General features: G+C 66.6%; 16 protein-coding genes. 5 read left to right on the plus strand and 11 right to left on the minus strand.

Annotated elements, in window-relative coordinates:
• Complete coding sequence (locus U5A58_RS21800) at window positions 1–3,276, minus strand: efflux RND transporter permease subunit (protein WP_321913761.1); 3,276 nt, start codon at window positions 3,274–3,276, stop codon at window positions 1–3.
• Between the two features lie 15 nt (window positions 3,277–3,291).
• On the minus strand, window positions 3,292–4,566 hold the full coding sequence (locus tag U5A58_RS21805) for an efflux RND transporter periplasmic adaptor subunit (RefSeq protein WP_321913760.1): 1,275 nt from the start codon (window positions 4,564–4,566) through the stop codon (window positions 3,292–3,294).
• 435 nt (window positions 4,567–5,001) lie between these two features.
• Here U5A58_RS21805 and U5A58_RS21810 point away from each other — a divergent pair, with 435 nt between their 5' ends.
• Window positions 5,002–5,655 carry a TetR family transcriptional regulator gene (locus U5A58_RS21810; RefSeq protein ID WP_321913759.1) on the plus strand — a complete coding sequence of 218 codons (654 nt, stop codon included), beginning with the start codon at window positions 5,002–5,004 and terminating at the stop codon, window positions 5,653–5,655.
• A 71-nt stretch (window positions 5,656–5,726) separates the two neighbouring features.
• Here U5A58_RS21810 and U5A58_RS21815 read toward each other — a convergent pair whose 3' ends face one another.
• On the minus strand, window positions 5,727–6,362 hold the full coding sequence (locus tag U5A58_RS21815; protein WP_415774273.1) for a cysteine hydrolase family protein: 636 nt from the start codon (window positions 6,360–6,362) through the stop codon (window positions 5,727–5,729).
• 145 nt (window positions 6,363–6,507) lie between these two features.
• Between U5A58_RS21815 and U5A58_RS21820 the strand changes: the two genes are divergently transcribed.
• The gene (locus U5A58_RS21820; protein ID WP_321962977.1) at window positions 6,508–7,494 is read left to right on the plus strand and encodes a helix-turn-helix domain-containing protein; all 987 of its coding nucleotides are present in this window, start codon (window positions 6,508–6,510) and stop codon (window positions 7,492–7,494) included.
• Window positions 7,495–7,552: 58 nt separating this feature from the next.
• Here U5A58_RS21820 and U5A58_RS21825 read toward each other — a convergent pair whose 3' ends face one another.
• From U5A58_RS21825 to U5A58_RS21850, 6 genes are all read right to left on the minus strand, one after another.
• Window positions 7,553–8,302 carry a CoxG family protein gene (locus U5A58_RS21825; protein ID WP_321913756.1) on the minus strand — a complete coding sequence of 250 codons (750 nt, stop codon included), beginning with the start codon at window positions 8,300–8,302 and terminating at the stop codon, window positions 7,553–7,555.
• Window positions 8,303–8,335: 33 nt separating this feature from the next.
• Window positions 8,336–8,701: a DUF427 domain-containing protein gene (locus U5A58_RS21830; protein ID WP_321962978.1), complete on the minus strand. Its 366-nt coding sequence runs from the start codon at window positions 8,699–8,701 to the stop codon at window positions 8,336–8,338.
• Window positions 8,702–8,843: 142 nt separating this feature from the next.
• Window positions 8,844–9,350 (minus strand): carboxypeptidase regulatory-like domain-containing protein, encoded by a 507-nt coding sequence (locus U5A58_RS21835; protein ID WP_321913754.1) that lies wholly within the window; start codon window positions 9,348–9,350, stop codon window positions 8,844–8,846.
• A 209-nt stretch (window positions 9,351–9,559) separates the two neighbouring features.
• Window positions 9,560–11,065: a DegQ family serine endoprotease gene (locus U5A58_RS21840; protein WP_321962979.1), complete on the minus strand. Its 1,506-nt coding sequence runs from the start codon at window positions 11,063–11,065 to the stop codon at window positions 9,560–9,562.
• A gap of 135 nt (window positions 11,066–11,200) precedes the next feature.
• Window positions 11,201–12,502 carry an ATP-binding protein gene (locus U5A58_RS21845; RefSeq protein ID WP_321962980.1) on the minus strand — a complete coding sequence of 434 codons (1,302 nt, stop codon included), beginning with the start codon at window positions 12,500–12,502 and terminating at the stop codon, window positions 11,201–11,203.
• Window positions 12,503–12,627: 125 nt separating this feature from the next.
• The gene (locus tag U5A58_RS21850; protein ID WP_112173421.1) at window positions 12,628–13,290 is read right to left on the minus strand and encodes a response regulator; all 663 of its coding nucleotides are present in this window, start codon (window positions 13,288–13,290) and stop codon (window positions 12,628–12,630) included.
• Window positions 13,291–13,710: 420 nt separating this feature from the next.
• Here U5A58_RS21850 and dacB point away from each other — a divergent pair, with 420 nt between their 5' ends.
• From dacB to U5A58_RS21865, 3 genes are all read left to right on the plus strand, one after another.
• Window positions 13,711–15,441 carry a D-alanyl-D-alanine carboxypeptidase/D-alanyl-D-alanine-endopeptidase gene (dacB, locus tag U5A58_RS21855; RefSeq protein ID WP_321962981.1) on the plus strand — a complete coding sequence of 577 codons (1,731 nt, stop codon included), beginning with the start codon at window positions 13,711–13,713 and terminating at the stop codon, window positions 15,439–15,441.
• Window positions 15,442–15,772: 331 nt separating this feature from the next.
• Window positions 15,773–16,759: a sterol desaturase family protein gene (locus tag U5A58_RS21860; protein ID WP_321962982.1), complete on the plus strand. Its 987-nt coding sequence runs from the start codon at window positions 15,773–15,775 to the stop codon at window positions 16,757–16,759.
• Between the two features lie 173 nt (window positions 16,760–16,932).
• On the plus strand, window positions 16,933–18,318 hold the full coding sequence (locus tag U5A58_RS21865) for an acylhydrolase (RefSeq protein ID WP_321962983.1): 1,386 nt from the start codon (window positions 16,933–16,935) through the stop codon (window positions 18,316–18,318).
• 112 nt (window positions 18,319–18,430) lie between these two features.
• On the opposite strand, the gene U5A58_RS21870 is transcribed toward U5A58_RS21865, so the two are convergent.
• The gene (locus U5A58_RS21870; RefSeq protein WP_321962984.1) at window positions 18,431–19,477 is read right to left on the minus strand and encodes an L-threonylcarbamoyladenylate synthase; all 1,047 of its coding nucleotides are present in this window, start codon (window positions 19,475–19,477) and stop codon (window positions 18,431–18,433) included.
• A 26-nt stretch (window positions 19,478–19,503) separates the two neighbouring features.
• A complete protein-coding gene (locus U5A58_RS21875; RefSeq protein ID WP_321962985.1) occupies window positions 19,504–20,721 on the minus strand; it encodes a 5-(carboxyamino)imidazole ribonucleotide synthase in 1,218 nt (405 codons plus the stop codon).
• Window positions 20,722–20,736 lie beyond the last annotated feature (15 nt).

Raw genomic sequence — 20,736 nt, forward strand, 5'->3', positions numbered from 1 at the left:
TCAATGTCCTTCCTTGCCCGGGCCGTCGCCGTTGCTGCCGCCAGTGCCACCTGCGCCACCTGCGCTGCCACCCGTGCCGCCCTGACCGCCGGCGTTGCCGCCGTTGTCGTTGTCATGGTCGTGCGCGTGGTGCTCTTCGTAGTGCTGGAGCGCGACGTCCGCGTCTTCCTTCTCGCCCGCGAACTTCGCGCGAATCACGACGAAGAACATCGGGATCATGAAGATCGCGAGGAACGTGGCCGTGAGCATGCCGCCGATCACGCCCGTGCCGATCGCGTGCTGCGAAGCCGAACCCGCGCCGTTACTGATCGCGAGCGGCAGCACGCCGAGAATGAACGCCAACGACGTCATCAGAATCGGCCGCAGACGCAGTCGCGAAGCTTCGAGCGCTGCCTCGACCGGTCCCATCTTCCCTTCGGCCTGCAGGTCTCGCGCGAACTCCACGATCAGAATCGCGTTCTTCGCCGAAAGACCCACGGTGGTCAACAGACCCACCTGGAAGAACACGTCGTTCTCGAGGCCGCGCAAGGTCACCGCCAGCAGCGCGCCGAGCACGCCGAGCGGCACCACCATGATGACCGCGAACGGAATCGACCAGCTTTCATACAGCGCCGCGAGACACAGGAACACCACGAGGATCGAGATGCCGTACAGAATCGGCGCCTGCGAACCCGACTGGCGTTCCTGATACGACAGGCCCGTCCATTCGTAGCCGATACCCGCGGGCAGCTTCGCCGCGATCTGCTCCATGGCCGTCATGGCCTGGCCGGTCGACTTGCCCTGCCCCGCCTGACCCTGGATTTCCACAGCCGAGATACCGTTGTAGCGCTCGAGCTTCGGCGAACCGAAGGTCCAGCGGCCGCTCGCGACCGAGCCCAGCGGCGCCATGCCCCCCGCACTGTTGCGCACGTACCAGTTGTTCAAGTCTTCCGGCGTCATGCGGAACGGCGCATCGGCCATCACGTACACCTTCTTGATACGGCCGTCCGTATCGAGGAAGTTGTTCACGTAGGACGACGCCCACGCGATCGAGAAGGTCTGGTCGACTGCAGCCGCCGTCACACCGAGCGCCTCGGCCTTTTCACGGTCGATGTCGATCGTGAACTGCGGCGTGTCGTTCAGGCCGTTCGGGCGCACGAGTGCGAGCGTCGGATCCTTCGCCGCCATGCCGAGCAGCATGTTGCGCGCTTCCATCAGCTTCTCGTGACCGAGACCCGCGCGATCCTGCAGTTCGAAGTCGAAGCCCGACGCGGTGCCGAGTTCAGGAATCGAAGGCGGATTCACCGGGAACACCGTCGCGTCCTTGTAGCCCGCGTAGTGCATGAACATGCGCCGCACCAGCGCCTGGACCTTCTGGTCCGCGTGCTGACGCTGCTTGTAGTCCTTCAAGCGCACGAACACGAGACCCGAGTTCTGGCCACGGCCCGCGAAGCTGAAGCCGTTCACCGTGAACACCGACTCGACGATGCTGCCTTCGTCCTTGAGCAGCCAGTTCTGGATGTTGGCGAGCGTGCGCGCCGTCGTTTCCTGGGTCGAGCCCACCGGCGTCTGCACGATCACGAACATCGTGCCCTGGTCTTCATCGGGCAGGAACGACTTCGGCAGGCGCACGAACAGCATGCCAACCGCGACGATCACCGCGAGATAGATGATGAGCCAGCGGCCCGAGCGCTTGATCACGTGGTGAACGCCCGAGTGATATTTGTCGCGGCTCGTCTCGAACGTGCGGTTGAACCAGCCGAAGAAGCCCTTCTTCTCTTCGTGATGACCCTTCGGGATCGGCTTGAGGATGGTCGCGCACAGCGCCGGCGTCAGAATCAGCGCGACGAGCACGGACAGCACCATGGCCGCCACGATCGTGAGCGAGAACTGCCGGTAGATGGCGCCGACCGAGCCGCCCGAGAACGCCACCGGCACGAACACCGCGGAGAGCACGAGCGCCACGCCCACCAGTGCGCCGGTGATCTGGCCCATGGCCTTGCGGGTGGCCTCCTTTGGACCCAGGCCCTCTTCCACCATCACCCGCTCGACGTTCTCCACGACCACGATCGCGTCGTCCACCAGCAGGCCGATGGCGAGCACGAGACCGAACATCGACAGCGTGTTGATGGAGAAGCCCACCGCCGCCATGATCGCGAACGTACCCAGCAGCACCACCGGCACCGCGATCGTCGGAATGAGCGTCGCGCGCAGGTTCTGCAGGAACAGGTACATCACGAGGAACACCAGCACGATGCCTTCCAGCAGCGTCTTGATCACTTCCTCGATCGACAGGCGCACGAACGGCGTCGTGTCGTACGGGTACTTCACGACGAGACCGTGCGGGAAGTACTTCGAGAGGTCGTCGATCTTCTGGCGCACGAGCTTCGCGGTCTGCAGCGCGTTGGCGCCCGTCGCGAGCTGAATACCCAGACCGGCCGTCGGCGAACCGTTGTACTTCGTGTCGAAGTTGTAGTTTTCGCCGCCGAGACCAATACGCGCCACGTCCTTCAGACGCACCTGCGAACCGTCCTGATTCACCTTCAGCAGGATGTTGCCGAACTGCTCAGGCGTTTGCAGCAGCGTCGATTCGGTGATGGTCGCCTGGAACGACTGCCCCGCCACCGCCGGCGTGCCGCCCAGCTGACCGCCCGCGATCTGCACGTTCTGCGCCGTAATCGCGGCTGTGACGTCGCTTGGCGTGAGCTGGAAGTTCGTGAGCTTATGTGGATCGAGCCACACGCGCATTGCGTACTGCGAGCCGAACAGCGTGACCGTACCCACGCCGTCGATACGGCTGATCGGGTCCTTCACGTTCGACGCCACGTAGTTCGCGAGGTCGTACTTGGTCATGCTGCCGTCTTCGGACACGAACGCGAGCACGAGCAGGAAGCTGCTGCTCGACTTCGTCACGCTGATACCGAGCTGCTGCACCACCTGCGGCAGAATCGGCGTGGCGAGCTGCAGCTTGTTCTGCACCTGCACCTGCGCGATGTCCGGATTGGTGCCCGCGGCGAAGGTCAGCGTGATGGTGGCCGTGCCCGAGTCATCGGAAGTCGACGAGATGTACAGCAGGTGGTCGAGACCGCTCATCTGCTGCTCGATGACCTGCGTGACCGTGTTTTCCACCGTCTTGGCCGACGCACCCGGATAGTTCGCACTGATCTGGATGGAAGGCGGCGCGATGGTCGGATACTGCGCGACCGGCAGCGTGAACACCGAGGCCACGCCCGCCAGCATCAGGATGATGGCGATCACCCATGCAAAGATTGGGCGATCAATAAAGAACTTTGCCATGAAGCAGGCTCCCGGTTATTGCGCTGCGGAGGCGGCAGGCGCAGCCGAGGCACCGCTTGCACCCGCTGCGGGCCCGGACGCGGCGCTGGCAGCGTTCGCATTGCCCGAGGCAGTCGCCATGTCGGCCGAAGGCGCGCCCGGCGGCGGCGGCGGCGGCAGTTGCGCCGCGACCGGCTTGACCTGCGCACCCGGCTTGACCTTGTCGGTGCCTTGCACGATCACGCGGTCACCGGCCTGCAGGCCGCTCTCCACGACCCAGTCCTGGCCCTGCGCGCCCGACGTGACGATCGGATGCGGCACGACCTTGTTGTCCTGGTCGACGACGAGCACCGACGCCTGGCCCTTCTGGTCGTGCTGCACGCCAACCTGCGGCACGAGGAACGCATTGTTGTTGATGCCTTCTTCGATGCGCGCGCGCACGAACATGCCCGGCAGCAGCACGCGGTCGGCGTTCGGGAACAGCGCGCGAACCGTCACCGAGCCGGTGGTCTGGTCAACCGTGACGTCGCTGAACTGGAGCTTGCCCTTCTGTGCGTACACGCGGCCGTCTTCGAGCACGAGCGACACCTTCGCGGCGTTCGGGCCATTGGTCGCGAGGCGCCCTTCCTGAATCGCGCGGCGCAGCTTCAGACCGTCGAGACTCGATTGCGTGACGTCGACGTACATCGGGTCGAGTTGCTGAACCGTCGACATGAGCGTCGCGGCGCTCGCCTGCACGTAGGCGCCCGGCGTGACCTGCGAGATGCCGACCTGGCCCGTGACCGGCGAAACGACGTCGGTATAGCCCAGGTTGATCTGCGCCGTATCGACGGCAGCCTTGCCGGAGGCGACGTCCGCTGCCGCCTGGCCCTGCGCGGAAACGGCGTTGTCGTAGTCCTGCTTGCTCACGGCGTTGGCCTGCACCAGCACCTTGTAGCGCGCAACCAGCGCGTTCTGCGTGACGAGGTTGGCCTGGGCCTTCGCGAGCGTGGCCTTGGCGGTGTTCAGCGCAGCGATATAAGGCGCGGGGTCGATCTTGTAGAGCCGCTGACCGGCCTTCACGATCGCGCCTTCAGTGAACTCGCGGCGCAGGACGATGCCGTCGACCCGTGCGCGCACCTGCGCGACGAGGAAGGCACTGGTGCGGCCGGGAAGCTCGGAGACGACCGGCACGGCGGTCGGCTGGACGGTAATGACACCCACTTCGGGGGTTTGCGGCGGCGGCGCCGACTGCTTTTGCCCGCAGGCTGCGAGCACGATGGCAGCCGTCGCGACACTGATTAGGCGGAATGGAACCCGTTCGACGCGCATGGAGCGACCTCTGTCTATAACTGACAATAAAAGCGTGCGGCGTCCTGCAACGAGGAGGACGACCACGCACGCCAGCATCTGGCAAATACCTGACGGATAAACCCGGTACTTCTTTTAGAAAGGCGCGTTCCGGTCTGCACATCCGTCCGGGCGATACTGCTGCGCGCCACCCACGGGGCGTCGCGCATTGGGGTTTCTACGACCACTTGGCCAGTGACGGATATTAACCGGACATCACCACTTGAGGCACCCAGGTGGTGGGGTGCTATTATAGATACATTCGCGAATGAATGTAAAAGGACGTTACATAACCGTTGGACGGCGCTGCAGGTGCGATCCGCGCATCAGATCCATATTACAAATCAATACATTACGGTTCGCACCCCAAATACATTTGTTCACCCGTAACCCTCAGCAACACACTGACTTCAAAACATGGTCCGCCGAACGAAAGAGGAAGCGCTGGAGACGCGCAACCGGATCCTCGACGCCGCCGAACACGTCTTTTACGAGAAGGGCGTGTCGCGCACATCGCTCGCCGACATCGCCCAGACCGCGGGCGTGACGCGCGGCGCGATCTACTGGCATTTCGAGAACAAGGGCGACCTGTTCACGGCCATGTTCGACCGCGTGGTCCTGCCGCTCGACGAACTGAAGGTGGCGTCGACGGACCCCGGCGAGCCCGACCCGCTCGGGCGCATGCGCGATCTTTGCATTTTGTGTCTGCGCAACACGGCAACCGACGTGCGCCGCCGCCGCGTGTTCGAGATCCTGTTCCTGAAGTGCGAGTTCGTCGAGGAGATGGGGCCGGTGATGGCGCGCCATCAGACCGACATGCGCGAGGGTCTCGCGAGCATTGAGCAAGGGCTGCGCAATGCAATATCGAAGGGCCAGTTGCCCGCCGACCTCGACCCCAAGCGCGCCTCGCGCGTGCTCCATTCGTTCATTGGCGGCGCGCTGCGCGACATGGCGATCCTGCCCGACGTGTTCGACGTGGCGAGCAACGCCGAACTGCACGTCGACGCGATGCTCGACGCGCTGCGCTACAGCCAGTCGCTGCGCACGGGCGCGAGCGAATCGAACACCTGAATCCTCCTACGCGCACAGCGCCCGGATCGATCAAGGCGGCCCGCTGACGAGGCCGCCTTTTTCTTGCTCACTCAGGCCGGCACGCGATTCGCGCGGGCCCGCTGATTCGATGCGTAGATGTTGTCGCGCGCGAGCGGCACGCCTGCCTTGACGGCGGCAAGCCAGGCATCCGTGGTCACGACCGCCGCGAAGCGCGTGTGCATCACCACGCTGAACACGCGGTGAATGTCCTCGGCGCTAACCGTTCCCGCCTCGTTCGCATACGGCACCGAACCCGTCGCATCGGCGAGAAATTCCACGGCGAGACCCGCGTGGGTCGCCTCGAACACCGTCGAGGCGTCGCAGTTGTGCGTCATGTAGCCGGCCACCGTGAGCGTGTCGATGCCACGTTCAGCGAGCCACGCTTTCAGATCGGTGCCTGCGAAGGCGCTCGGCAGCGATTTTTCGACGTGGTGATCGCGCTCGCGCGAAGCCACGACCGGATGCAGCTCGGCGCCCACGCTGCCGCGCGCGAAGAGCGGCGAGTCCGCCGGAGCGAGATTCTGCACCACCACGATGGGCACGCCTGCCGCGCGCGCGGCGTCCATCGCGCGGCCGATATTGGCGAGCGACGTTTCGACGGGGGGAAATTCGATCGGCAGATCGCCGCTGACATATTCGTTCTGCACGTCGATGACGACGAGCGCCCGGCGCGGATTCGCGGACATGGCCATGCCTCCTGGGGTTAAAAGAAACCGACCGGTCCGAAGACGCAAAGTCGATGGCGCGATTGTGGCGCTGAGCCCGCTCACGCGACAGTGGCCCGAATGACAACTTTCGCTAGAATCGGGCCATTCATCTTCGGGGCTCGCCATGGCCACTGCTGCTCGTCAGACTCCTTCGCCCGCCCCGCTGCGCGTCGCCGTGATCGCCTTCGACCGCATCAGCCCGTTTCATCTTTCCGTGCCTTGCGTCGTGTTCGGCGAGGACCGCAGCGAAGGCGGCGTGCCGCCGTTCGAACTTGCCGTTTGCGCGGCGGAGCCCGGCACGCTCACGACCACGGCGGGCTTCACGATCGGCGCGCCGCAGGGGCTCGAGGGGCTGCGCGGCGCGGACGTGATCGTCGTGCCGAGCTGGCGCGACACCCACGAAGCGCCGAGCGCCGCGCTTTGCGAGGCGCTGCGCGAAGCGCACGCGAGCGGCGCGATCCTCGTCGGACTTTGCCTCGGCGCTTATGTGCTCGCGCATGCGGGCCTGCTGGACGACCGGCCAGGCACCACACACTGGGCCGCCGCCGACGATTTCGCGCAACGCTTTCCGGCCGTGCGCTTCGATCCCGGCGTGCTTTATATCGACGACGGCGACCTGCTCACCTCGGCGGGCACGGCGGCGGGACTCGACTGCTGCCTGCATCTCATGCGGCGCCTGTGCGGCTCGAACGCCGCGAACTATGTGGCCCGCCGGCTCGTCGTGCCGCCGCATCGCCAGGGCAACCAGGCGCAGTACGTGCAGCAGCCACTCGCGGCGGCCGGGCGCGGCGACCGTCTGCCGGGCCTGCTCGACTGGATTCGCGCCCACCTCGACGCGCCCCACACACTCGACTCGCTCGCGCAGCGTGCGCTAATGAGCCGGCGCACGTTCACGCGCCAGTTCCGTTTGACGACGGGATCCACAGTGAGCGCCTGGCTGCTCGGCGAGCGCCTCTCACGCGCGCAGCAATTGCTCGAAAGCACCGATCATCCGATCGACGCGATCGCCCAGCGCGCGGGCTTCGGCTCGGCCGCATCGCTGCGTCAGCATTTCGTGGAGGCGTTCAGGATTTCGCCGTCGGCGTGGCGGCGGGAGTTTCGGGGGGATTGAGCGATTCGAGGGGCGGCGCGATGGGAGTGCAACTCGGGCGCGCCGCCCGCCGCCAGATTCAGGTCGCGGTAAACCAGCGCGCCGCATAAAGCAGCAACGCGACGAAAAAGATCATCGCTGCCCACGCCCAGTAGGGCATGGCATGCGGCGGCGGCTCATGATGCAGCGTGCTTGCCGCACGCCCCGAGAGCGTCCCGCCCGCATGGTGCTGAGGCAGGATATGCGCGCGCCTCGCGAGCCCCGCGAGGTTGATCGGCCGCAGGAACACGTGTTGCCGGCGCGGCTGCTCGCCCGCCACGCGGTTGGGCGCCCGGCCGTGCTTGGCCGCGACCACGGCGCAGAACTCCGTGAAGAAGTCGTCGGCGAGTTCGTGCAGGGCGTTTTCGATCTGCCGCGGCGGTAGCTCGGAAAGCGGCCCCGTGAGCGTGGCCCACACCGAATAGTCGATCCGTGTGCTCACGTCCTTGCCCGTACCCGGCTCCTTCGCCGTGGCGCGCTCTTCCGGGCGCAACGCGACGTCGATCTGTCCGCGCAGCGAGCCGATGCCGTCCGCGCGGGCCCGAAAACTCAGCACGCGCCGCGGCGTGAGCGGCACTTGCGCCGTGTCATTGGCAATGTGAGCACGCACTTCGTAACGTGCGCGCAGCGGCCCGAGCGGCACCGTGAGCGTGATCGCGTATTCGCCGGGGCCGAGCCGCCGGAAGGACTCGCAATGCTCCATGCTCGCGCGCACGAGCGCCACGTCCTGCAACGCCGCCCAGACGGCGTCGGGCTCGAGCGGAATTCTCAGCGCATCTTTCAGTTCCATGGCGGCTCCCCCTTTGCAAGCTACCGGGCCAGGTCAAGAGGTCTGGTCGATCCGGTCCACGCGAGTCGCGTAAAACGCCAGATAACCCTTGATGCCGCGCGCGTCGTCCAGCGGCGCTTCGTAGCTCCAGGCCGCCTCTTCGACGCGCCCGTCTTCGGTACGCAAATGGAAATACGTCGCCTCGCCCTTGAACGGGCAATGCGAGCTGTGTCCGGAGCGTTCGAGTCGCGCCATGTTCACATCGGCGCGCGGAAAGTAGTAGACGTCGGGGTAGCCGGTTTCGCAAAGGGTGATGGCGTGCAGTGTGTCGGCAATGGTGATGCCGCCATGAATCACGCGCACGCGGTGACGGTTCGCGACGAGGTCGATGCGATGGGCCGCATCCGGTTCGACCGCCATGTTCGGCTCCCCTGTTGGTAGGCGGCGCCTGCGTGGCGCCCCGCCTCGGCTTCATTATCGGCCAAACTCGGTGAGGCTGCGTGAATCTTATGTGCGGCGCGCGTGCGGCAGCGCCCCAACGCGCGCCTGTACCCTGCCCGGCTTACCAGATGAAAGCCGCCCTCGCGCTGCCGTTCGAGCCCACCGTCACGGCGCTCGTCTTGTCGACGCCCGCATGGCTCACATGCACGCTGTAGCGCCCCGGACGCACCCTGACGAGCATATAAGGCCCGCGGGAAGTCGTATCGAGCACGCTCGCGCCATGCGAGTCGGTGATCTGCACGCGCACGTCCGCGACATACTCGCCGCTGCGCTGGGTGAAGCGCAACGCAAGCGGCCATTGGCGCTCGGCGCCAAGCAGCGCCTTCGATTCGTCGAGACCCACGCCGCCGGAGACGTACGATACGTCGCCCTGCTGCTGGACTTGCGGCATGCCGCCGCCGTTGGTGTTGCCGGCGCTCGTGTTGTCGGTGGTCGTGCCGCCGACCGTGCCCGACGCCTCGGCTTGCTGGGCCGCCGCGCCGCCCGCGTAGCCAAACGCCAGGGTGGCCGCGAGGATCGTCGCGTAAGCGGTGGCATGGACGGGGCGCGAGTTGTGGAAACGCTTCATCGATCGCTCCTTTCAGGTTGTCCGATGTAACGCTTGCGCAAGGCGCATGCCCGATGCATACCCGGCGGCGGGCACAGGCATTTTCCGGGCGCCCAAAAACGCCGCTGCCGCCGTGGCCAAAGGCCAACGGCGGCAGCGCGGGAACAACGTCATGAAACCTGCTCTCGCCGCGAATCCGGCGCACGGAGCCGGATTCGCGGCAGCAGGGATCAGCCGAGATCGACGGGCACGAAAATCTGTGCGTCGTCTCGCTGGATCAGGAGCGCAATGCTGTTGCCAGCTTTCGAAACCATTTGCTTGAGTTGATCGGCGCTCGTCACCGGGCGGCCATTCACGGCGAGAATCACGTCGCCGGGCTGCACGCCCGCGTTTTCGGCGGCGCCGCCCGACTGCTCGACGAGCAGGCCGTGATCGAGCGAGCCGTTGCTCTTCTCTTCCGGCGTGAGCGGGCGCACCGCGACTCCGAGGCGTCCCTGCATCTGCGCTTGCGGTGCGTCGTTCGACGCGACCTTCGCGTCGCCGAGCGCGCCGATGGTCGCCGTGAGGTCCTTCGTGCTCTTGTCGCGCCACACCTGCACATCGGCCTTCGTGCCCGGCTTCATGCCCGCGATGAGCGCCGGCAGATCCGACGAATCGTCCACCGACTGGCCGTTCACGGACAGGATCACGTCGCCGGGCTTCAGGCCTGCCTTCGCAGCCGGACCGCTCGCGTCGACCGAACTGACCAGCGCGCCGCGCGGCTTGTCCATGCCGAACGAGTTGGCAAGCGTCTGGTTCATCGACTGCACCGCTACACCGAGACGCCCACGGCTCACGTGGCCGGTCTTGACGAGTTCGTCCTTGACCTTGATCGCCTCGTTGATCGGGATTGCGAACGAAAGGCCCTGGAAGCCGCCCGTCTGCGAGTAGATCATCGAGTTGATGCCGATTACTTCGCCCTGCAGATTAAACAGCGGGCCACCCGAATTGCCGGGGTTGACCGGGACATCCGTCTGGATGAACGGCGTGTAGTTCTCGTCAGGCAGCGAGCGCGACTTCGCGCTGATGATGCCCGAGGTCACGGTGTTGTCGAAGCCATACGGCGAGCCGATCGCCACCACCCACTGGCCAACCTTGCTCTGGCGCGGGTCGCCGATCTTCACGGTCGGCAGATCCTTGGCGTCGATCTTGAGCACGGCGACGTCCGACTGCTTGTCCGCGCCCACGACCTTCGCCTTGTATTCGCGCTTGTCGGTGAGCTTCACGGTCACGACGTTGGCGCCGTCCACGACGTGCGCGTTCGTGAGGATGTAGCCGTCGGCGCTGACGATGAAGCCCGAGCCGAGGCTCGCGCTCGGCTGGTCCGCCTGCGGGCCGTTGTCGCCGCCGCCCATGCCAGGCGCACCGCCATAGAAGTGCTTGAAGAACTGGTAGAACGGATCGCTCGGATCGATCGGCAGTTGCTGCGGGCCGCTGCCGCCACCGCGCAGCGCCGTTTGCTTCACGACGTGCTTCGCGCTGATGTTGACCACTGCGGGCCCGTAGGTTTCCACGAGACCCGAGAAGTCGGGAACGCCGGTCTTGGCGGCCGCTTCGGCGGGCATCATCGCCGCGGCCTGCGCCTGCGAAATCACCTGCGGGGCAGGCAGATCACGGTGCCCTGCTACGTAGCCCGCCGACAACGCGACGACCACGGCGGCTGCCACGGCACTGCGGGAAAGAACTTTTGTATTCATTGCGGACTCCTTGCGCGGGGTACTCATCACGACGTACGAAGAGTAAGCCGTGTCTCTTAAAGGAGTCTTAAGTACGCAGAAATCGCAATAATCGCGCAAACGCCCGCGTGGCGGGCATTTGCGGCTAACGAAAGCTCAGAACCGCACGTCCACGAGCAGGCCGCCAGCGGGCGAATCGCCGAGCGTGATGGTCGCGTCGTGCTGATCCGCGATGCGCCGCACGATAGCGAGCCCGAGGCCCGTGCCGGCGATATCGGTGCGCGCGCGGTTCACGCCCGCGCCCACGCGATAAAAGCGATCGAACACGCGCGCGCGTTCGTCCTCGGGGATGCCCGGTCCGCTGTCCGCGATGCGCACGCGCGCATGACCGTCCACGATGGCGAGGCTCACGTCCACGCGGCCGCCAGCAGGCGTGTATTTGGTGGCGTTGTCGAGCAGGTTGTTGAGCATCACGCGCAGTGCATCGGCGTCGCCATGCACGCTCGCTGCCACACTTTCCTCGATGCCGAGATCGACGCCACGCTGCTGCGCAAGCGGCGCATAGTTGAGCACGCAATCATCGAGCAGTGCATGCAGGTCGACGCTCCGTGCACGCGCATGACCGTCGGGTTCGGAACGCGCAAGCGCGAGCAGTTGCTCGGCAAGACGCGTGGCGCGCGTCACACCCGCTTGCAGGTCGGAGAGCGCTTCGCGCCGCGTTTCATCGTCCTTTGCGCGCGCAACGAGTTGCGCCTGGATCTGCACGGCCGCGAGCGGCGTGCGCAATTCGTGCGCGGCATCGGCAACGAAGGCCTTTTGCGTGTCGATGGCTTGCGCGAGGCGCTCGAGCAGCGCGTTCAACGCATGCACGAGCGGCGTGACTTCGCGCGGCAGACGCTCTTCGGGCAACGGGTCGAGCGCTTCGGGGTGGCGCGTGTCGAGCGCGAGCGCAACGCGCGAGAGCGGCCTGAGCCCGCGCCCCACCACGATCCAGACGGCGGCGCCGAGAAACGGCAGCACCACGATGAGCGGCCAGAGCGTGCGCAAGGCGACGTTCGCGGCGAGCCGGTTGCGCACGGAAACGGGCTGCGCGAGCTGCACGACATTGTCGCCGACGATGGCGCCGTACACGCGCCAGTCGCCACGATCGGTGCGCTCCGTCGAAAAGCCGAGTTCCGCGCGCGGCGCGAGCGGCGCGCGCGGATGCGAGTAGTACATGAGCACGCCATTGCGATTCCAGATCTGCAGCACGATGCCTTCGTCGCCGGTATCGCGCGAACTGAGGATCTCGTTGAATGGCTCGGAGGGCAGCGCCTCGGCGATTTCCTGCAGCTGGTAGTCGAACAGCTCGTTGGCCTCGGCGAGCGCCTGGCGATAGATCAGCCAGCCCGCGAGCCCCACGCCCGCGACCACGATCGCGAGCAGCCAGAACAGCAGTTGTCGTCGGATGGAACTCATCGGCTAAGTGGGTCTCCCTGTCGATCCGGAGTTAGCGCTTTAGCTGTCGGCCGGAGTGGGTGCTTCAGCATCGACTCCGGCCCCATGCAAAGCACTGACTCCGGTCCCATGCAAGGCTGCACGCGTCATGCGTCCTTGGCGATCATGTAGCCGAGGCCGCGCACGTTGCGGATCAGATCGGCCCCGAGCTTCTTGCGCAGCGCGTGGATATAAACCTCGACGGTATTGCTGCCGATCTCCTCGCCCCAGCCGTACATCTTCTCTTCGAGCTGGGTTTTCGAGAGCACCGCGCCCGGACGCGCGAGCAGTGCTTCGAGCAGCGCGAATTCGCGCGCCGAGAGCGCAACGGGCGAGCCGTCCTGCGTGACCTGGTGCGAGGCCGGATCGAGCGTGATCGAGCCGTGGCGGATGGTCGAGTCGCTGCGGCCCGACTGGCGGCGGATCAGCGCGCGCATGCGCGCGCCCAGTTCGTCGAGATCGAACGGCTTGATGAGGTAGTCGTCCGCGCCCGCGTCGAGACCCTTCACGCGGTCGGCCACGGCGTCGCGCGCGGTGAGGATCAGCACGGGCAGCGCCGCGCCGCGCGCGCGCAGTGTGCGCAGCACGTCGAGGCCGTCACGGCGGGGCAATCCGAGATCGAGCAGCATGAGATCGTAGGAATCCGCGCTCGCGGCCGAGAGGGCGGCGTCGCCGTCCTCGACCCAGTCGACCGCAAAGCCTTCGCCGCGCAGCGCCTTACGCACGCCTTCGGCGATCATGCGGTCATCTTCGACTAGCAGTATGCGCATTGTAGTGTTGGCCGCGCGGCGACGGCGCGTCGCGCAGCGTGAATGGATGACAGATGCGTGCATTCTAGCGCCTGAACAGGGGCGCGGCGCCGCTGCGGCGCGTAGCCGGTCGCGATGCATTGGCGCGCGTCGCGGGCGGTGTTTGAACCACGCCACGCAATGTGCGACGTTTTCTCGCCTGCAATGCGCGCACGCGGCGCGAGGTCTTTACAATGTGCGCTTTTGCGGCGCTTCACTCGTGATTCGGCCGCGATGCGCGCGAGCCGGCTTCGTGCAACGCTCACGCTAGCGCATCGCGCATGCACCACGAATCACACGCTGCCCTAATTTTCGCGCCCGCGCGCAGCACCGGCGAGTCCCCGCTTTCCGTGCGCCACGCCCGGCCCATGCACTGCCCCCGCACTCGCCCGAACGCTTTTCATGCTGCCCGCTTCGCTGTCCCGCCTACGCTCGTTGTTCAGACTGCCTGCCTCGCGCACAGACCGCACGCATTTCGCCGCCGCCACACCGCGCCAGCCTAAACCGCTCGCCCTCGCATTGGCCTGCGCCACGCTCGCCGCGAGCTTCGCCGCCGCGCCCGCCGCGTACGCGCAGCCCGAAGGCGCGCGCGTGCCCACGGTCAACGTGACCACCGTGCTGCCGCCCACCGTGATGGCGGGCCTCGAACGCGCGCACGTGCCGCTCTCGTCGGTGAGCGTGGTGATCGAAAAGGTTGGCGACCGCCAGCCCAGCGTCGCCGTGAACGCCGGCCAGCCCATGATGCCCGCCTCGACGATGAAGCTCGTCACGACGTGGAGCGGCCTCGCGATGCTCGGTCCCGACTATCGCTGGAAAACGAGCGCCTACACCGACGGCGAAATCGATGCGAGCGGCACGCTGCACGGCAATCTCTATATCAAGGGCACCGGAGACCCGAAGCTCGTGCCCGAAGAGCTGATCGACCTCGTGCAGAAGATTCGCGCGGCGGGTGTCGCGCGCATCGACGGCGCGCTCGTGCTCGACAAGAGCGAATTCGATCCGTCCACGCGCGACCTGCCCTCGTTCGACGGCGACGATAGCGCGCCCTACAACGTCGGCCCCGATCCGCTGATGTACGCATTCAAGGCGGTCTCGTTCACGTTCTCGCCCTCGCGCGAGGGCGTATCGATCGACGTGGTGCCGCCCGTTGCGCAGTGGCAGATCGACAACCAGATTCGCGGGCGCGCCGGCGCATGCGGCGGCATGCTGCCGAGCCCGCAGGTTTCGCCCGGCGGCAATGGTGTCGTCACCGCGAGCTTCGCGGGCAGCTACGCCATGCGCTGCGGCGAGCGCACGCTCAACATGGCCGCGCCCGTGGACCACAGCACGTTCTTCGCGGACGGGTTCCTCGCGCTCTGGCAACAAACCGCGCAACAATCCGCGCAACAAACCGGGCAGCAAATCGGGCAGCAAGCGGGCGGCAGCCTGTTCGCCACGCCCGCTGGCACGGTGCGCGAAGGCGTCGTGCCGCCACGCGCGCGTCTGCTCGCCGTGCACCAGAGCCCGCCGCTCGCGGACGTCGTGCACGACATCAACAAGTTCAGCAACAACGTGATGGCGCGCAATCTGTTCCTCACACTCGGCGCGGTTGCTGCCAAACCGCCTTCAACCACGGCCAAGGCTGCCACGGCCGTCAACGCGTTCTTGCGGCGCAGCGGCCTGAACATGCCCGAACTCGTGCTCGACAATGGCTGCGGCCTCTCGCGCGAAGAGCACATCAGCGCGCTCTCGCTCGCGAATCTGCTGCAGAACGCGAACGCGAGCCCGGTCGCGCAGGTGTTCATCGACTCGCTGCCGATCGTCGGCGTGGACGGCACGATGCGCAACCGCCTCACCAACGCGGGCGTGGAAGGCAACGCGCACATCAAGACGGGCACCCTGCGCGACGTACGCGCGATTGCCGGTTACGTGGCGGCCGAAAACGGCGAGAGCTGGATCGTGGTGAGCCTCATCAACGATCCGCGCGCCGAGGCCGCACGCGCCGCGCACGATGCGCTGCTCGAGTGGGTCTACAAGGGCATGCCCGAAGAGAAGCCGGTGTACGTCGAGCCGCATCCCAAGCGCGCGGCGAAGGCGTCGAAGGTCGCGAAAGCGTCGCACAAGGCTCCGGCCGGTCGGCGCGGCGCGCATTGATGCGGCGCTCAGCGCACGCAATTTGCGCGGGGCGTGGCCACTGAGTGCACGCTGAGCGCACGCCGCGGACCTGTCCCCGCGTACCTTGTCCGAGCCCGACGCCCTGCGCCGGGCTCGAAGTTTTCCTCTAGCAAAGCGCCGCCCGTCCTGGGCGCGAGGCGTGTACCCTGACGGGCAAAGGCCGAAGGCGCGTCACAAAAATCTGTCAAACGCGTACGGCAATCGAGCCGCGCGCGCACAAGAACGCGCATCAACGCTGCCGAAAAGACACGAGACTACAACCGCCGCGCTGCCCGCCAGCGCCGCCCACGGGACAAGGAGGACGACGTTCGTGCAGTTCGACGCGCAATGGCTGCTGCTCGCCCTCGCTCCCGTGTTTCTCGCCTGCATCGGCTGGGAAGCGTGGTACCTCTCCCGCACGCGGCCCCGTGCTGCATCGAACGACACCCCCGACAGCGCCCGCTACGCGTGGCCCGATACGCTGTGCAACGCCGCGCTCGCGCTCATGCACCAGGGCGCCGACAAACTGGCGTGGCTTGTTGCGGTCCCCGTCTATGCCTATGTCTACCGGCACTTCCGGCTCGTTTCGTGGCAGCCCGGCCTCGTCGCATGGTTCGCGCTCTTTGTCGCGCAGGACCTGCTCTACTACGTCTTTCACCGCGCGAGCCATCGCGTGCGCTGGCTCTGGGCCGCGCACGTCGTCCACCATTCGTCGGAACGCCTGAACCTGTCGACGGCGTTTCGCCAGAGCCTCATGTATCCCGTTGCGGGCATGTGGGTGTTCTGGATTCCGCTCGCCATGCTCGGCTTCACACCGGAGCAGATCGTCGCGATCGTGCTCGTCAATCTCGCGTTCCAGTTCTTCGTGCACACGCAAGCGATAGGTCAGCCAGGCAAGCTCGGCTGGCTCGAATACGTGTTCAACACGCCGTCAATGCATCGCGTTCACCACGCGCGCAACGCGCGGTACATCGATCGCAATTACGCCGGCGTGCTCGCGATCTGGGACCGCATGTTCGGCAGCTACGTCGAGGAAGACGCCCACGACGCGCCCGACTACGGCATCGTCAAGCCGCTCGCGTCATGCAATCCGCTCAAGGCGACGTTTCACGAATGGCTCGCGATGGCGCGGGACTTCGCGCGCATGCCCGACTGGCGTGCGCGCGCAGCCGCCCTGTTCGCGCCGCCGGATTGGTGCGAGCGCCACGACGCGCTGCGTCTTGCAACCGTCATATCGGCAACTTTGGCGACGGCGGGAACACCGCGCGGCGTGCCGGAAAACAACACCGAGGGTGAGTTCGGGTCGCGCAGTGGCTGAGAGATTGCGTAGTCTGTCGGCCTTGGCCCTCACCTGGAAGCAGCATGCAGGGGGTGCATGCAAGGCCGACTAACGAAAACAACATCGACAACGGGTGCACGCGCCGCGAGCCCCCGTTGCATGAGTAGGCAGGCATGGCATCAAAGGCCACACACAGAGGAGATGAAGTGAATATGAAGCATCAAGGACCGAGACACCGTACGCTGTTGCGCGCCACCCAGATCGCTGTTGCGAGCGCCGCCTTTGCGCTGCTCGCCGCCTGCGGTGGCAGCAGCGGAGGGGGCAACAACAATGCAAGCACGCCGCCGCCGTCGGGCGTCAACTTGCAGGTGGTGGCGTTCGGCACGAGCTTGACCGACGCGGGCACGTATTCGGAGCAGATTCTGCCGGGCTTCGGCGGCGGCCGCTTCACGACCAACCCGGGCGAAGTCTGGGCGCAGCATGTCTCCGAGTACTTCGGCAACACGCTTTCGCCGGCCTTCGAAGGCGGCTTCGGTCTGCCGCTCACGGCAACGGGCGGGCTCGACTACGCGCAAGGCGGCGCGCTGGTGACGGGTGGCGGCGTGGCGAATACCAGCGCGGTGATCGCCGCTGCGAGCGAGCAACCCGTCGATTGGCAAGTTCAGCAGTATCTGGCGCAGCACGGCAGCTTCAACGCGGGTCAACTCGTGCTCGTGGAAGGCGGCGCGAATGAAATCCTGAACCTGCTGGACGTGCCGACTGGCGGCGGCCAGACGAACCTGGCCCTGTTCGGCGCCGCACTCGCCGCGAACAATTTCACGACCGCGGTCGCCACGCAAGGCACTGCCGCTGTCACGGCCCTGATGGGCAAAGGCTTCACACAGGCGCAGGCTACGGCGCTCGTACCCGCGTACGTCGCGCTTGGGCTCGTGCAGGGCAATCAGGCCGCCTTTACGTCGATCACCCCGGTCCTGACAGCAGCGGCCACTTTGGGCGCGATCGTCCATTCGGAAATCGTTCCCGGCAATCCGAAGATCGCTGTCGCCACGGTGCCTGACATCGGCAAGACGCCTGCCGCGCTGAAGGCCGACGCGGCCATCGGTGCAACGCCCGGCTCCGCGAGCTCGGCTGACCAGGCGCTCTCGCTCATTTCGGCGATGTACAACCTGACTCTGATCACAGCGACCGCGGCCGACGTGCAAGCGAAGAAGGTCGTGCTGGTCGATACGTTCTCTTGGCTCGACCAGTCGGTCCAGAACGCAGCAAGCCTCGGCTTCACCGTGACGAATACGGACACGGCCTGCAACCTTACGGCCATGGCGACCAGCGCGACCAACTATGCGCTCGCCAACCCGCAGGCAACGCTCGGGCTGAACCCGGCCACGACGCCGCAAGCCACCATCAACGCCTACGCGCAGGCATACGGTCAGAGCTTCGGCAGCTCGCTGTTCTGCTCGCCGCAAACGCTGACGACGGCCAACGCGCCTACGACCTACATGTTCGCGGATCTCGTGCACCCGACCACGGCACTGCACCAGCAATTCGCGACGTTCGCCGAAACGCAGCTGGCTGCTGCAGGCATCGGCAAGGCGCCGTGATCAACCTCGTTTGAGCCTCGCGCACCGGATCTTCCGGTGCAAGAAAAAACACCCCACGGACCGTCAGGTTCGTGGGGTGTTTCTCATTGAACGCGGGCAAACGTGCTGAGCCCTACTGCTGCGCCTCGAACGCCGCCGCTGCCCGCCCCAACCGGTCATTGACCGCGATCCATTCGATCGTCTCGGGCAGCTTCTCGATGAGAATGCGCGAGACATTCGCCCGATCGAGCGCGCGCAGCAAGCCGTACAGCTCACGCGCATATTCCTGCGGCTCTTCCGGCGCGGCGACGAAGTGCACGCCTGGCGCTTGCGCCCATGCACCCGCGCGCGAAGCGCGCGCCACCAGCGCCACCGATTCGCCGGCATCGCGCGCGGCTGCGAGCAACGGCTCCAGCGCCTCGAAAGGCAGCAGCGCGAGCGGCGTGCGCGGCGCGTAATGCGCCTTGAGCGTGCCCGAGGCGCGCGGCGCCGTGGCGTCCGAACCGTCGGGCAAGCGTGGCGCCTCGCCCAGCACACGGGCGATATCGTGCGGCGTCACGTGGCCGGGCCGCAGCAACGCGGGAAAGCCGCGCGAGAGATCGAGAATCGTCGATTCGATCCCCACGTCGCATGCGCCGCCATCGAGCACATGCACGGCCGCGCCAAATTCGTCGCGCACGTGCTGCGCGGTGGTCGGACTCACGTGGCCGAAGCGGTTCGCCGAAGGCGCCGCCACGCCGCCATGCCCCCCGCGGCGCGCAGAAAACGCCGCCAGCAGCTGCTGCGCAACCGGATGCGACGGGCAGCGCAGCCCCACCGAGTCCTGGCCGCCGCTCACGGCGTCGGGAATGCGTTCGTGGCGTTTGACGATGAGCGTAAGCGGGCCGGGCCAGAAGGCATCGACGAGTTTTTGCGCCGCCTCGGGCCACTGCGCCGCCCAGTACGTCGGATCGCCGCCGGGCGGCAGATGCACGATAACCGGGTGGTTCGCCGGCCGGCCCTTGGCTGCGTAGATACGCGCAACGGCTTCAGGGTTCGAAGCGTCGCCGCCCAGGCCGTAGACAGTCTCCGTCGGGAACGCGACCAGTTCGCCCGCGTCGAGCAGCGCGGCGGCCGCTTCGATATCGGCGTCGGTCAAATTCGGCGTGCCTTCGTGCGGCCCTTTCTGCTGGTCAGACATGGCATTTCTCAACTTCGAGCCCAACCTCAGCTCGTGGCGATGTGCAGCAGGCGCGCGCAGTCGCGTGCGGCCGCACGCGCTTCGTCGAGCGTCGGCGCGGTGAAGTTCACGTGGCCCATCTTGCGGCCCGCGCGCGCTTCTTCCTTGCCGTACAGATGCAGGCGCGCGGCCGGCATCGCGGCCACCTGGTCCCACGGCGGCGTGACCGGCGCGGCGCCCTTCTGCGGCTTCGCCTCGCCCACGGCGCAGGGGAACCACACGTCGCCGAGAATGTTGAGCATCACGGCCGGCGAGTGCTGGCGCGTGTCGCCGAGCGGCATGGCCGTCATGGCGCGCACCTGCTGCTCGAACTGGCTCGTGGCGCATGCATCGGTCGTGTAGTGGCCGGAGTTGTGCGGGCGCGGCGCCATTTCGTTGGCGACGAGCGAGCCGTCTTCGAGGATGAAGAACTCCACGCACAGTACACCGACATAGCCTAGCTTCGCCGCGATCTGGATCGCGGCCTGCTGGGCCTGCTGCACGAGCGCGGGGCTCGCGTCCGGTGCCGGCACGATGGTGTGCGACAGCACGCCGTTGCGGTGCGTGTTCTGCGCGAGCGGATACACCACGGCCGCGCCGTTCGTGCCGCGTGCGATCAGCGCGCTCACCTCGAACTTCAGCGGCAGGCGCTTTTCCAGCACGCACGGCACGCCGCCGAGCGACGCATGCGCCTCGCGCACCTCCTCGGCGTTGCCCACGCGAATCTGGCCTTTGCCGTCGTAGCCCATGCGCGCGGTCTTGAGAATGCCCGGCAGCACGGCGGCGAGCGCCTTGTCGTCGATGCCGGCAAGCGCCTGCGACGACTCGATTACCACGTGCGGCGCGACCGGCACGCCGGCCGCCGCGATAAAGCGTTTCTCGGCGATGCGGTCCTGCGCCACGGCAACGCAGCGCCCGGCCGGGCTCACGAAGGTCGACTTCGCGAGCGCATCGAGGCTCGCCGCGGGCACGTTCTCGAACTCGGTCGAGACGGCCGCGCACAGGCGCGCGAGTTCGGTGAGCGCGGCTTCGTCGTCGTAGGCGGCGCAGATATGGCGGTCGGCCACGGTGCCCGCGGGGCTCGTCGCGTCGGGATCGAGCACGGCGACGCGGTAGCCCATCGCCTGCGCGGCAAAGCAGAACATGCGGCCGAGCTGGCCGCCACCCACCATGCCCAGCCAGGCGCCGGGCAGGATCGGTGAAACCGGAGAGTTGTCAGGAGTCATCTTCGTGGTCGGCCG

The sequence above is a fragment of the Paraburkholderia sp. J7 genome (genome assembly GCF_905220155.1).
Taxonomy (GTDB): Bacteria; Pseudomonadota; Gammaproteobacteria; order Burkholderiales; family Burkholderiaceae; genus Paraburkholderia.